At 61.5% G+C, this 13,090-nt stretch carries 13 protein-coding genes; 5 read left to right on the top strand and 8 right to left on the bottom strand.

Annotation, left to right across the window (positions count from 1 at the left end; translation table 11 throughout):
- The first annotated feature begins 202 nt into the window (after positions 1 to 202).
- The 3 genes from MOV76_RS26930 (at position 203) to MOV76_RS26940 (ending at position 4,609) form a co-directional block, all read left to right on the top strand.
- Positions 203 to 2,896 carry a DNA translocase FtsK gene (locus tag MOV76_RS26930; protein WP_168298803.1) on the top strand — a complete coding sequence of 898 codons (2,694 nt, stop codon included), beginning with the start codon at positions 203 to 205 and terminating at the stop codon, positions 2,894 to 2,896.
- A 139-nt stretch (positions 2,897 to 3,035) separates the two neighbouring features.
- Positions 3,036 to 3,704: an outer membrane lipoprotein carrier protein LolA gene (locus tag MOV76_RS26935; protein ID WP_018243993.1), complete on the top strand. Its 669-nt coding sequence runs from the start codon at positions 3,036 to 3,038 to the stop codon at positions 3,702 to 3,704.
- A gap of 101 nt (positions 3,705 to 3,805) precedes the next feature.
- A complete protein-coding gene (locus MOV76_RS26940) occupies positions 3,806 to 4,609 on the top strand; it encodes an exodeoxyribonuclease III (protein WP_112906686.1) in 804 nt (267 codons plus the stop codon).
- A gap of 33 nt (positions 4,610 to 4,642) precedes the next feature.
- Here MOV76_RS26940 and MOV76_RS26945 read toward each other — a convergent pair whose 3' ends face one another.
- Both MOV76_RS26945 and MOV76_RS26950 read right to left on the bottom strand, forming a co-directional pair.
- A complete protein-coding gene (locus MOV76_RS26945; protein ID WP_003543679.1) occupies positions 4,643 to 5,098 on the bottom strand; it encodes a cyclic nucleotide-binding domain-containing protein in 456 nt (151 codons plus the stop codon).
- Between the two features lie 139 nt (positions 5,099 to 5,237).
- Complete coding sequence (locus MOV76_RS26950) at positions 5,238 to 5,921, bottom strand: response regulator transcription factor (RefSeq protein ID WP_018243991.1); 684 nt, start codon at positions 5,919 to 5,921, stop codon at positions 5,238 to 5,240.
- A gap of 167 nt (positions 5,922 to 6,088) precedes the next feature.
- Between MOV76_RS26950 and MOV76_RS26955 the strand changes: the two genes are divergently transcribed.
- Positions 6,089 to 6,610: a L,D-transpeptidase gene (locus MOV76_RS26955; protein ID WP_247265668.1), complete on the top strand. Its 522-nt coding sequence runs from the start codon at positions 6,089 to 6,091 to the stop codon at positions 6,608 to 6,610.
- Between the two features lie 131 nt (positions 6,611 to 6,741).
- Positions 6,742 to 7,572: an aldo/keto reductase gene (locus MOV76_RS26960; RefSeq protein ID WP_247265669.1), complete on the top strand. Its 831-nt coding sequence runs from the start codon at positions 6,742 to 6,744 to the stop codon at positions 7,570 to 7,572.
- 81 nt (positions 7,573 to 7,653) lie between these two features.
- On the opposite strand, the gene MOV76_RS26965 is transcribed toward MOV76_RS26960, so the two are convergent.
- From MOV76_RS26965 to MOV76_RS26990, 6 genes are all read right to left on the bottom strand, one after another.
- Positions 7,654 to 8,001 (bottom strand): hypothetical protein, encoded by a 348-nt coding sequence (locus MOV76_RS26965; protein WP_026230958.1) that lies wholly within the window; start codon positions 7,999 to 8,001, stop codon positions 7,654 to 7,656.
- A gap of 326 nt (positions 8,002 to 8,327) precedes the next feature.
- Positions 8,328 to 9,737 carry a 3-isopropylmalate dehydratase large subunit gene (gene leuC / locus MOV76_RS26970; RefSeq protein WP_018243987.1) on the bottom strand — a complete coding sequence of 470 codons (1,410 nt, stop codon included), beginning with the start codon at positions 9,735 to 9,737 and terminating at the stop codon, positions 8,328 to 8,330.
- Between the two features lie 283 nt (positions 9,738 to 10,020).
- Complete coding sequence (locus MOV76_RS26975) at positions 10,021 to 10,833, bottom strand: amino acid ABC transporter permease (RefSeq protein ID WP_247265670.1); 813 nt, start codon at positions 10,831 to 10,833, stop codon at positions 10,021 to 10,023.
- A 16-nt stretch (positions 10,834 to 10,849) separates the two neighbouring features.
- Positions 10,850 to 11,647 carry a transporter substrate-binding domain-containing protein gene (locus MOV76_RS26980; protein ID WP_247265671.1) on the bottom strand — a complete coding sequence of 266 codons (798 nt, stop codon included), beginning with the start codon at positions 11,645 to 11,647 and terminating at the stop codon, positions 10,850 to 10,852.
- A gap of 145 nt (positions 11,648 to 11,792) precedes the next feature.
- The gene (gene rplS, locus MOV76_RS26985; protein WP_018448262.1) at positions 11,793 to 12,341 is read right to left on the bottom strand and encodes a 50S ribosomal protein L19; all 549 of its coding nucleotides are present in this window, start codon (positions 12,339 to 12,341) and stop codon (positions 11,793 to 11,795) included.
- A gap of 335 nt (positions 12,342 to 12,676) precedes the next feature.
- Positions 12,677 to 13,090: tRNA (guanine(37)-N(1))-methyltransferase (locus MOV76_RS26990; protein ID WP_408988000.1), on the bottom strand; the 414-nt coding region annotated here is incomplete at its 5' end.

Genomic DNA, 13,090 nt, shown 5'->3' on the forward strand with positions numbered 1-13,090 from the left:
GCGGCCTATCTAACCATAGACCGCATTTGGCCCGGACCTTCCAAGGTTCGGGCTTTTTTTCATTTCCCGGTTCGGAATGCACGTCCTAGCATGCATGGTTAACATCGCTTTAACCCGGCTCTGATTAGGTAGAGCGGACGCATTTTGGCACGGCGAAGCTTTAGCGATTCGCATGTCCTCAGGCATTGGACGGGTTAGACACATGGCAAGAAGCACGTCGCCGGCAATGGATGGCCGTCCGGATCGGTTTTCCTTCTCGGCATTCATGCTGCGGCAGATCCAGGCGCTCATCGGCTTTGCAATCTTTCTGCTGCTGGCGTTCTGCGTCGCGGCACTGGCGACTTGGAATGTTGCGGATCCGAGCTATTCCTATGCCACCGCCAACCTGCCGACCAATATTCTCGGTTACAGCGGTGCCGCCTTTGCCGATATCGTCATGCAATTCCTCGGCCTTGCCAGCGTTGTTTCGATGCTGCCGATCGTCGCCTGGGCGCTGACGCTGATCTCGGGCCGCCGCTTCAGCCGTATTCCTGCCCGCATCGGCGCCTGGTTTGCCGGTTCGGTGCTGTCTTCCGCCGTCATCGGCTGTTTTCCGCCGCCGCTCACCTGGCCGATTCCGAACGGCATCGGCGGCGTCGTCGGCGACATGATCCTGCGTTTTCCGGCACTCTTCGTCGGCGCTTATCCGACAGGCACCTTCGCCATGATCGTCGGCTGCATCTTTGCCGCGCCGACCGCCTGGATGATGCTCTTTGCCTCCGGCCTCGTCGGTCGCAGCGACGCCGACGAGGAGGTCGAGGAAGATTACGTCGATACGCGTAGCAAGGCTCGCGTCGTCGGAGACGAGGACGAGGAGGAGGACGAGTCCCGCTGGGTCGCTTTCAGCGGGGCCGTGACGCATGCCTGGTACATGAGCCAGGGCCGGCTGCGCCGGCTCTTCGGCATGGGACCGCGCAAGCGCCGTCAGGGCGATTACGAATCACCTTATGATTTCAACGATGACGAGTTCGGCACGCTGAACGAACCCGTTCGCGCCAAGGCGCCGACCGTCCGCGGCGAGCGCATGGAGCCCTCGATGGAACCATCGATGGGGTCAAGGACGGCTTCGCCGCGGCGCATCGTTTCCGCGCCGTCGCTGTCGATCGATGACGACGACGACAATGACGACGACCTGCCCTTTGATAGCGACATGCCGCCGCGCCCGGCCGATATCCTGCCCGACGACGATGACGACGACTGGATGATCCGCGCGCCGGCAAAGGCGGCCGGCAAGCCGGAACCGCGCGTCGTCCCGGTGGTCGCACGTCCGAAGCCCAGCGCCCGCATCGAACGGGAAGCGCAGGGCTCGTTCATCCGTCCCGAGGGTTTCCAGCTTCCGTCGATGCATCTGCTCGCCGAACCGAAGAATGTCGTGCGCGACTCCACGCTTTCGGCCGATGCGCTGGAACAGAATGCCCGCATGCTCGAAGGCGTGCTCGAAGATTTCGGCGTCAAGGGCGAGATCATCCACGTCCGTCCGGGGCCCGTCGTCACGCTCTACGAACTCGAGCCGGCGCCCGGCATCAAGTCGTCGCGCGTCATCGGCCTTGCCGACGATATCGCCCGCTCGATGAGCGCCATTGCCGCCCGTGTTGCCGTCGTGCCCGGCCGCAACGCGATCGGCATCGAATTGCCGAACCAGACGCGCGAGACCGTCTATCTGCGTGAACTCATCGCCTCCAGGGATTTCGAAGGCAGCAAGGCGAAGCTCGCCATGGCGCTCGGCAAGACGATCGGCGGCGAAGCCGTCATCGCCGATCTCGCCAAGATGCCACACCTGCTCGTCGCCGGCACCACCGGCTCCGGCAAGTCGGTCGCCATCAATACGATGATCCTGTCGCTGCTCTATCGCATGACGCCGGAACAGTGCCGGTTGATCATGATCGACCCCAAGATGCTCGAACTCTCCGTCTATGACGGCATCCCGCATTTGCTTTCGCCTGTCGTCACCGATCCGAAAAAGGCCGTTGTCGCGCTCAAATGGACGGTGCGCGAGATGGAAGAGCGCTACAAGAAGATGTCGAAGATCGGCGTGCGCAACATCGATGGCTTCAACACCCGCGTCGAGCAGGCGCTGTCGAAGGGCGAGGCGATCTCGCGCACGGTGCAGACCGGCTTCGACCGCCATACCGGCGAGGCGATGTACGAGACCGAAGAATTCGATCTGCGGCCGATGCCCTATATCGTTGTGATCATCGACGAGATGGCCGACCTGATGATGGTCGCCGGCAAGGATATCGAAGGCGCCGTCCAGCGTCTGGCGCAGATGGCGCGCGCGGCCGGCATTCACGTGATCATGGCGACACAGCGTCCGTCGGTCGACGTCATCACCGGCACGATCAAGGCAAACTTCCCGACCCGTATCTCCTTCCAGGTGACGTCGAAGATCGACAGCCGCACCATCCTTGGCGAACAGGGCGCCGAACAGCTGCTCGGCATGGGCGACATGCTCTACATGGCGGGCGGCGGGCGTATCCAGCGCGTGCACGGCCCGTTCGTTTCGGATGTCGAGGTGGAAGAGATCGTCTCCTATCTGAAGACCCAGGGCTCGCCGCAATATCTCGACGCGATCACCGCCGATGACGACGAGGACGGCGATTATGGCGGCGGTGGCGGCGGTCCGGCCGGCACGTCCAATCTTTCCGAATCGGAAGATCCCTACGACCAGGCGGTCGCCATCGTGCTGCGCGACGGCAAGGCGTCGACCTCCTACGTCCAGCGCCGGCTCGGCATCGGCTACAACCGCGCCGCCTCGCTCGTCGAGCGCATGGAGAAGGAGGGCATCATCGGGCCGGCCAACCACGCCGGCAAGCGCGAGATTCTCGTTCCCACCGAAGGCGACATCCTCGACCGCTGACAGAACAGGCATATATTTCCGATGCAGCCGCTTTTGCGGAAACCTGATAGCATCGAAGCCGTTACCTCTCGCAGGCCGATCGCAACGCCTTGAAGACGCCGCCTTTCGGCAGCATGCAGATGGCATAAAGGAGATTTAGATGAGTCACTCCGATACCTTCCTCTCCGGCCTGACGGTAACGCGCCGCGACCTTCTCGGCGCCTTCGCCGTTGCTGCGATGGCGAGCGCCATTCCCCTCGGCGCTTACGCGCAGGCGGCAGCTCCCGCCTCCGGTACGGCGCAGGCGATCGCCGATCATTTCTCCGGCGTTACGACGATGCAGGGTGAATTCGTGCAGTTCGGCCCGCGCGGCGAACAGACCGGCGGCAAGTTCTTCATCCAGCGTCCCGGCAAGCTGCGTTTCAACTATGACGATCCGTCGCCGATGCGGGTGATCGCCGACGGCAAGAACGTCGCCATCGGCAATACGAAGCTGAAGACCTGGGATCTCTATCCGCTCTCCAAGACCCCGCTCAGCCTGCTCCTGGCGCAGCATATCGACCTGTCGGCCGGCATGGTGAAGGGCGTGAAGGAAGAGTCTGATCTGACGACGATCGCGCTCGGCAACAATACGGTGTTCGGAAACTCGACCATCACCATGATGTTCGACCCGAAGACCTACGACCTGCGTCAGTGGACGATCACCGACAATCAGGGCAAGGACACCTCGGTGATGATCTTCAACGTCAAAACCGGCGTGCAGTTCGACGATCGCGTCTTCCGCGTGCCCTATGAGACCATTCCAGGCACGCCTCAGTCGCGCGACTGAAACCTTTTCGGTTGATCGCCGGCCGCTTTTGCACGCGGCCGGTTCCCTCGCGTCCGCCTTTGTTTTAAAGCCCTTTCATGAAAGCGTGAGAGGGTATGGGCATGGGCTTTTCGATCACCACCTGGAACATCAACTCGGTGCGGCTGCGCATGCCGATCGTCGAGCAGCTCGTTCTCAAGCACAGGCCCGATATCCTCTGCCTGCAGGAAACCAAGGTGACGAACGAGCTGTTTCCGGCGGCACCGCTGCGGGCGATGGGCTACAATCACATCATCATCCATGGCCAGAAGGGCTATCACGGCGTGGCGATCGCCTCGCGCATCCCGCTGACCGAGGATCACCGGCAGGATTATTGCGGCGTCGGCGATGCGCGCCACATCTCGGCGATCTTCGAGCACGGCAATCGTCGCGTCCGGCTGCATAATTTCTACGTCCCGGCCGGCGGCGACGAGCCGGATCGCACGATCAATCCGAAATTCGGCCACAAGCTCGATTTCATCGAGGAGATGAAGCTGCTGAAAGCCAACGGCGAGGCCAACACCTCAGCCATCCTCGTCGGCGACCTCAACATCGCGCCGCTGGAGCATGATGTCTGGTCGCACAAGCAGCTTCTGAAGATCGTCAGCCATACGCCTGTCGAAACCGAAGGGCTGCTCGAGGTGATGAAGCGCGGCGACTGGCTCGATCTGATGCGTCAGCATGTGCCTGAAAACGAGAAGCTCTACACCTGGTGGAGCTACCGCGCCAAGGACTGGGAGGCCGCCGATCGCGGCCGCCGTCTCGACCATATCTGGTCGTCATCGGACCTCGGGCCGCATCTGAAGCGGATCGAGATCCTGAAGGAGGCGCGCGGCTGGGATCGTCCTTCCGACCACGTGCCGGTGACGGCGCATTTCGATTTGTAGCGCATCCTCTCGGAGGCGCGGCCTCTATCAAGATCAGCTGAAGCGGTAGAACTGGCTTGCGGCCTTTGCCGCAAGCTCCGCGAGATTGTCGCGGATCCGGTTCTCGATCAGCCGGGCTGCGTCCGGATATTCTTCGATCAGCCGGTGGAAGAGGGCGCGGGTGATGCGGATGATGCTGGTGTCCTCGCGCGCTACCGCGGTGAACTTGCGCTCCACCAGCGTCACCAGCGCCAGCTCGGAAACCAGGGTTCCGGGACCGGCGATCCCCTCTGTCCTCTGCATGCCGTCGCTGCTCGTCGCGCTCAGCTCCAGGCTGCCGCTGAGGATGACATAGGCGCTCTCGGCGGGTGAGCCCTGGCGAAACAGCATCTGGCCGGCAGCGATCATGCGCCGGTCGGCGCCGAAGGCAATCAACCGCAGTTGATCCTCGTTCATGTCCTTGAACAGAGGAAGCTGCGCGAGCATGTGGATGTCGTCGGTCAGCGCCATGCGGGCTTTTCGCCTTAGAGCAATTCCAGCAAAAGTGCCTAGCGGTTTTGCCAGGCAAAGCGTGAAACGCTTTTGCCGGGAATTGCGTGAAAACAAAGAGATAAAGCATTTCCGTGATTCGGAGAAAAACGGAAATGCTCTAGGGTATGATTTTGTAGCCGCCGTTTTCCGTAACGAGGATTTCGGCATTGGAGGGATCGCGCTCGATCTTCTGGCGCAGGCGGTAGACGTGGGTTTCCAGCGTATGCGTCGTCACGCCGGAATTATAGCCCCAGACCTCTTCGAGCAGCACGTCGCGGGTGACGACCTTCTGTTCGGCGCGGTAGAGATAGCGGATGATCGCCGCTTCCTTTTCCGTTAGCCGGATCTTCTGGCCGTTATCGGTGGTCAGAAGCTTCTGGCTCGGCTTGAAGAGATAGGGGCCGACGGTGAAGGTCGCGTCCTCGCTCTGCTCATGCTGGCGCAGTTGCACACGGATGCGCGCGAGCAGAACGGCGAAGCGGAAAGGTTTGGTGACATAGTCGTTGGCGCCGGCTTCGAGACCGAGGATCGTGTCCGAATCGGTATCGTGGCCGGTCAGCATGATGATCGGCGCCTTGAAGCCGCCCTTGCGCAGCAGCTTCACCGCCTCGCGGCCGTCCATATCGGGCAGGCCGACATCCATGATCAGCAGGTCGACCGGCGTCGAGCGGGCGGTCGCGACACCTTTGCCGGCGTTGGCTTCCTGCAGAACCGTGAATTCCTCATACAGCGACAATTGCTCCGTCAGCGTCTGTCGAAGGTCATCGTCGTCATCCACCAGAAGAATGGTGCGTGCGGTCATGCCGTTTGCGTCCTCATGTTAAGTCCCCTAGTCCTACGCCAAATTCCTGGTTTGGCAAGGATCGGGCAACGGGCTGTTGCCGGGCCAGTTTCGATATGATTTCAATCGAAGCCCCAGACAAGGCACGACATGCGAGAAAAATGGAAAAAGCAAGGCAGAGGCCGAGTATGACGGCGTCGACGATCGTGGTGCGTCCTGCGCCGGGGCGCAAGAGCCGGGCGATCGTCCGGCTCGGCGCCATCACTGTGCCCGCTGCGATCGGCCGCTCCGGCCGCACGGTGATGAAACGCGAGGGTGACGGCGCTACGCCAATCGCCTCGATGAGGCTGATATCAGGCTTCCGGCGCGGCGAGCGGAACGGCCGGCTCGTCACCCCGCTTTCCATCCGCCGCATCCGTCCTGACATGCTCTGGTGCGATCAGTCTGGCAATGCCAGCTACAACCGCCTCGTCAGGGCGCCGTTCCGGGCAAGTCATGAGGAGATGCGGCGCAGCGACAGGCTCTACGATATCTGCCTGGTAATGGACTGGAACATTTCCTCGCGTGCGCGCAATCGCGGCTCGGCGATCTTCTTCCATCTCATCCGGCCAGGCTACGAGCCGACGGCGGGCTGCGTGGCGGTAAGCCTGCGTGACATGCGCCGCCTGCTGCCCCACCTTCGAAAGGGAACGATTGTCCGCGTCGTCTGATTGTCTTCCGGATGCGGTCGCCTATATGCTTCCGGTGACCGAACGCTCCGGCTGAAATGCGTTCAGGGACGTCCGCAAGCGCGGGCGCAATTCATGCCTCGTCCAATTCTTCAAACTCCCGGAGATATATTGTGACCGCTCAACCTATCATCACTTTCCATGACGGACATTCCATTCCACAAGTCGGCCTCGGCGTCTGGCAGACGCCGCAGGATATTGCCGCTCCCACCGTGCGCACTGCGATCGCCGCCGGCTATCGTCACATCGATACGGCTTCCGGTTACGACAACGAAGAGGGCGTCGGCGAAGGCATCCGTTCTTCCGGCCTCGACCGCAAGGACATCTTCGTCACCACCAAGCTCAGGAATACCGATCAGGGCTATGACAATACGCTGCGCGCCTTCGACGGCAGCCTGAAGAAGCTCGGTTCCGAATATGTCGACCTCTATCTCATTCACTGGCCGTCGCCGCATCGCGGCCTTTATACCGAGACCTGGAAGGCTTTCGTGCGCATCCGGGAAGAGGGTCGCGCCCGCTCGATCGGCGTGTCGAATTTCTATCCTGAACATCTCGAGCGTATCATCGGCGAAACCGGCGTCGTTCCCGTCATCAACCAGATCGAGCTGCATCCCGATTTCCAGCAGAAGGCGGCGCAGGAGGCTCATCAGAAGCTTGGTATCGCCACCGAATCCTGGAGCCCGCTCGGCCAGGGCAAGTTCATCTCGAACGCTGATATAGGCGAGATCGCCAAAAAGCATCAGAAGACGCCGGCTCAGGTGATCATTCGCTGGCACCTCGACACCGGCCTTGTCGTCATCCCGAAATCGGTGACGCCGTCGCGCATCGAGGAGAACTTCCAGGTGTTCGACTTCAAGCTCGATGCCGACGACATGGCCGCGATCGCCAAACTCGACAGCGCCAGCGCCCGCATGGGACCGGATCCGATGACGGCCGCCTTCTGAGCACTTTCGAGGGCATCAGCGGTCGCCCCGGCGGAGAGATCACCCGGGCGGCCGCACTTGATGGAGGCATGCAGCCTTCAGTCAATAATTGCAATTGGACGATCCGTTGGTCGGCGCGAAGCCGTAACTGCAGCTATTGCCCAGGCTCTGCGGTCTTCCAATTGAGCCGGTATAATCGTCGAAGGCGCGTGAGGGATACCAATAACCATTGGCGCTCTTGATATAGCCGGGCCGGCCACTGCTGTAGCCGCGATATCCGTTAAGTGAAGGTATCTTCTTCTGCGCGACCTGCAGCAGTTGGTCCGAGGCGACCGTGACTGTCGGTATGGCTGGATGCATCGGCGCGGCGCCGACGGCGTCGATCGATGCCAGCGGTGCAAACATGATCAGGCTGGCTCGCAGTAAACTCACTACTAATTTCTGCCTCATGGCGCTTCCCCGATGGCGCGGTGTTCGCCGAAGCCTGAACGGTATCTGTCGCGTGTCGCGCCTGATTATCGATGAGGCCACAGGAATTTATCGATGTCGATTGCCCGAAAGGATGAAATTGGGAAGGCGGGCCATGCACAAACGGGCTCGCCCGCCACGCGCTTTAGCACAGCAATTCAGAGGGCTGCAGAGCTCTTGCGCGTGGGAGAAGGCGCGGAGCTGTGCGGATCGCAACATGTGGGTGTCGAAGCGACAGACGCCATAAAATGCAAAGCCGCCCGATGCGTATCGGGCGGCTTTCAATCTCATCCGTTGGCCGGATCAGATCAGTTCCACTCGCGAATATCGACGAAGTGCCCGGCGATCGCGGCTGCGGCTGCCATTGCCGGCGAGACGAGGTGCGTGCGGCCCTTGAAGCCCTGACGACCTTCGAAGTTGCGGTTCGAGGTCGAAGCGCAGCGTTCGCCCGGCTTCAGGCGGTCGTCGTTCATGGCAAGACACATGGAGCAGCCCGGCTCGCGCCAGTCGAAACCGGCGGCCTTGAAGATCTTGTCGAGGCCCTCGGCTTCCGCCTGTTCCTTGACGAGGCCGGAGCCCGGCACGATCATCGCGTCGACGGTTGGGGCAACCGTCTTGCCTTCGACGACCTTGGCGACTTCCCGCAGATCCTCGATGCGGCCGTTGGTGCAGGAGCCGATGAAGACGCGGTCGAGCGTGATGTCGGTCATCTTCGTGCCCGGCTTCAGGCCCATATAATCGAGCGCGCGCCACTTAGAGGTGCGCTTGGTTTCGTCCTGGATGTCGTCGGGGTTCGGAACGATGCCCTGGACGGAGATGACATCCTCGGGCGAAGAGCCCCAGGAAACGATCGGCGGCAGGCTGGCGGCATCGAGTACGACGACGCGATCGTAATGAGCGCCCTCGTCGGTCTGCAGCGTCTTCCAGTAGGCGATTGCCTGTTCCAGCGCCTCGCCCTTCGGCGCGCGCGGCTTGCCCTTGATATATTCGAAGGTCTTTTCGTCAGGGGCGATCAGGCCGGCGCGGGCGCCGCCTTCGATCGTCATGTTGCAGATGGTCATGCGGCCTTCCATCGACAGCGCGCGGATCGCTTCGCCGGCAAATTCGATGACGTGGCCGGTGCCGCCGGCCGTGCCGATCTCGCCGATGATGGCAAGGATGATGTCCTTGGCGGTGACGTGCGGCGGAAGCACGCCGTCGACCCGCACGAGCATGTTCTTTGCCTTCTTCTGGATCAGCGTCTGGGTCGCCAGCACATGCTCGACCTCTGAGGTGCCGATGCCGTGCGCCAGGGCGCCGAAGGCGCCATGCGTCGAGGTATGGCTGTCGCCGCAGACGATGGTCATGCCGGGCAGGGTGAAGCCCTGTTCCGGGCCGACAATGTGAACGATACCCTGGCGCTTGTCGCTTGCCGAATAATATTCGACGCCGAATTCGGCGGCATTGGTGGCCAGCGCTTCCACCTGGATGCGGCTTTCCTCGTTCTTGATGCCGAGATGGCGGTCGGGCGAGGTCGGGACGTTATGGTCGACGACGGCGAGCGTCTTTTCCGGCGCGCGAACCTTGCGGCCGGTCATGCGCAGGCCTTCGAAAGCCTGCGGCGAGGTGACTTCGTGGACCAGATGGCGGTCGATGTAGAGAAGACAGGTGCCGTCTGCCTGTTCATCGACCAGATGATCGTCCCAGATCTTGTCGTAGAGGGTACGCGGTGCGCTCATGGCGTTAAGTCCGTTTTTCTAAAGCTTTTGGAAAATCGAGAAATGGCAGATCAGGCTCCGCCGGCCGTCATTCGATCAACGAAGTCGGCTGTTGAGCGCACCGGACACGCAGGCAAAAAACCGCGCCGGCAGGCGATAATGGTCCTGCAGCACGAAAATATGCGCACCAATGCATCTGAACTTGGATTCCATGGCCCTGCATATAGCGATTTTTCGCGGCGGCTTCAATTTGAATCATCAGGCGGCCTTCTGAGACCCCTCGGTGATGCGGCCATTGGCGCCGTCACCGCGACTTCATCCATTTCTCCGTCCGCCGCAGCGCCAGCGACAGGCCGATCGTCAGGATCAGATAGATATAGGTGACGATCGAATAGGTTTCGAAGAAGCGGAAGGAGCCGGCGGCATAGACCTTGCCCATCTGGGTGATGTCGGCGACGCCGAGCACGGAGACGAGCGAGCTGTCCTTCACCATCGAGACGAAATCGTTGGAGAGGGGTGGGAAGATCACCCGGATCGCCTGCGGGAAGACGACCGAGCGGAAGCGCCGGTAGCGCGAGAGGCCGAGGGCCTTGGCCGCCTCGATCTGGCCTAGATCGACTGACTGGAAGCCGGCCCGGAAGATTTCGGCGATGAAGGAGGAATAGCCGACCGTCAGGGCGATGATCGCCCGCCACATCAGCGAGAGGTCGCGCACCAGGATGGGCTCGGCCATGCCTGATGTCACCAGCGGCGAAATCAGGAAATTATAGGCTGCGACCAGGGCCGGCGCGCCGACGAAGGCGACGTAGAACAACAGTACGAGAATCGGGATGCCGCGGATGATCTCGATGTAGAATCGTGCAATCTGACGCAATACCTGGCTGTCGGCCATGCCGAGCAGGCAGATGCCGAGGCCGAGCACGGTGGCGAGCACGAAGGCGACCAGCGTGACGAAGACGGTGATGCCGACACCGTTGACGACGGTGCGGAAGACCTGGGCATAGATATCGTTGGTGACGATGACGGCGGCAAGGACGAGGCCCATCGCGACAAGCGCGACCAGCCACCAGGGATAGTCATCCTTGACGTATCTGTCGGGAGATGGTCGCAAGGCCATCAGCTGCAGCTCGGCGTCATTCGCCCATCTTGTAGTCGAGGAACCACTTCTTGTTCAGCGCATCCAGCGTGCCGTCGGCCTTGAGTGCGGTGATGGCGGCATTGACCGGGGCGACAAGATCGGACCCTTTCGGGAAGATGAAGCCGAAATCCTCCGTGCCGAGCGGTTCGCCGATCAGCTTCAGGGCGCCGTTCGAGGCATCGACATAGCCCTTGCCGGCTGTGCCGTCGGTCAGCACAACGTCCACGTCGCCAGCCTTCAGGGCCTGGACGGTGGCGCCGAAGGTTTCGAAGAGCTTGATGCGCGGGTTCTGCTCGTTGCCATCAAGCACTTCGTAGACCGCGGTGTAGAAGGGCGTGGTGCCGGGCTGCGCGCCCACCAGACCGTCCTTGAATTCGCCGAAGGACTTGGCGTCAGTGAAGCGCTTCTCGTCGCCGCGCACCAGCATGAACTGCTGCGAGCGCATGTAGGGGTCGGAGAAATCCACCTTCTGTTTGCGGTCTTCCTTGATGGTGATGCCGGTCATGCCGATGTTGTACTGGCCGTCGGAAACCGCCTGGATCATCGCGTCCCAGCTGGTGTTCTGGTATTCGACCTTGACGTTCAGCCGCTTGGCGATCTCGTTCATCGCATCATATTCCCAGCCGATCGCCTTGCCGGATTTCGGATCGACGAACTGCAGCGGCGGATAGGCATTCTCGGTGACGACGACGACGCTCTTGCCGCCAAGATCAGGCAGTTCGGCGGCCGATGCGGCCACGGGCAGAAGAGCAAGGGCGGCGAAGCTCGCAAGAACGGTACGGCGAAAGAACATTGAACGGTTCCCCTAAATTGAACGGCAAAAACTGTCACGGAAGATAGGCCCGAGGCAAGGCCGCCGGCTGCGTGCCGAAACAAAAATTAGAAAAGGCGACCCGAAGGCCGCCTTTCCAAGCAAAGAATTTTGCGTAGCGCAGAACTTATTCTGCTGCCGGTTCCGCTGCGGCGGCAGCGGCTGCTGCTGCTTCAGCAGCGGCCTTGGCTTCCGCAGCTTCGGCTGCTGCCTTCTCGGCGGCGAGCGCCTGAGCTGCTGCGACCTTTTCAGCTTCGATGCGTGCCTTTTCCTCGGCAATAGCGGCGCGCTCGGCGTCGTTGAGCTTGCGGGCGCGGACGCCGGTGTCTTCAACGATACGGGCAGACTTGCCGCGACGGTCTCTGAGGTAATAGAGCTTGGCGCGACGGACCTTACCGCGGCGAACGACGTCGACGCTTTCGATCATCGGCGAGTAGACCGGGAATACGCGCTCGACGCCTTCGCCGTAGGAGATCTTGCGGACCGTGAAGTTTTCCTGCAGGCCGCCGCCGGAGCGGGCGATGCAGACGCCTTCATAGGCCTGAACGCGGGTACGGCTGCCTTCCGTGACCTTCACGTTGACACGGACGGTGTCGCCCGGGGAAAATTCGGGAAGCGTGCGCTTGGCTTCGATCTTGGCGGCCTGTTCGGCCTCAAGCTGCTGAATGATGTTCATCGTCTTAACCTTTGGTTCTTCTGAAACAGCCAGAGCGCTCAACACTGATCCTTCGGAACTGGCCTCAGGACTTTGCCCATCAAGGGCGGGAGCGGATTCGCCATTCTTTGTTTGCTGGCAGACGGGGATAAACCCCATTTCCGCGTGCGCCAATACACGAAAGGCCAGGGCTTGTCATCCCTTGGGCGGCATTTTTGTGAAAAGGGCTGCGAAATCAGCCGTTTTTCTCACTTTACAGCGCCGCGCGTCTTTTTCTGACACGCAAAGGACGCTGTACCGTTTTGAATCTACACGTCGTGCCTTCGGAAAATCGATCCGATTTTTGAGCCGATAGGCTAGCCCTTTTCGAGCAGATCCGGCCGCCGCTCCCGGGTCAGCCGCACCGCTTCCTGATGCCGCCATTTCTCGATGGCGCCGTGGTTGCCCGAGGTGAGGATTGCGGGGATTTCCCGGCCTTCCCATTCCTGCGGCCGGGTATAATGCGGATGTTCCAGCAGTCCGCCTTCGAAACTTTCGTGCAGGCCGGAAAGATCGTTGCCCATGACGCCAGGCAGGATGCGGACGATCGCATCGAGCACGATCAACGCCGCCGGCTCGCCGCCTGACAGTACGTAGTCGCCGATCGAGACCTCTTCCAGTCCGCGTGCCTCGATCACCCGCTGGTCGACGCCCTCGAAGCGGCCGCAGACGATGATGACGCCGTCGCCGGCCGCGAGCTCGCGCACACGCTGCTGCGTCAGCGGCCGGCC

This window comes from Rhizobium sp. PRIMUS64, assembly GCF_023006465.1.
Taxonomy (GTDB): domain Bacteria; phylum Pseudomonadota; class Alphaproteobacteria; order Rhizobiales; family Rhizobiaceae; genus Rhizobium; species Rhizobium leguminosarum.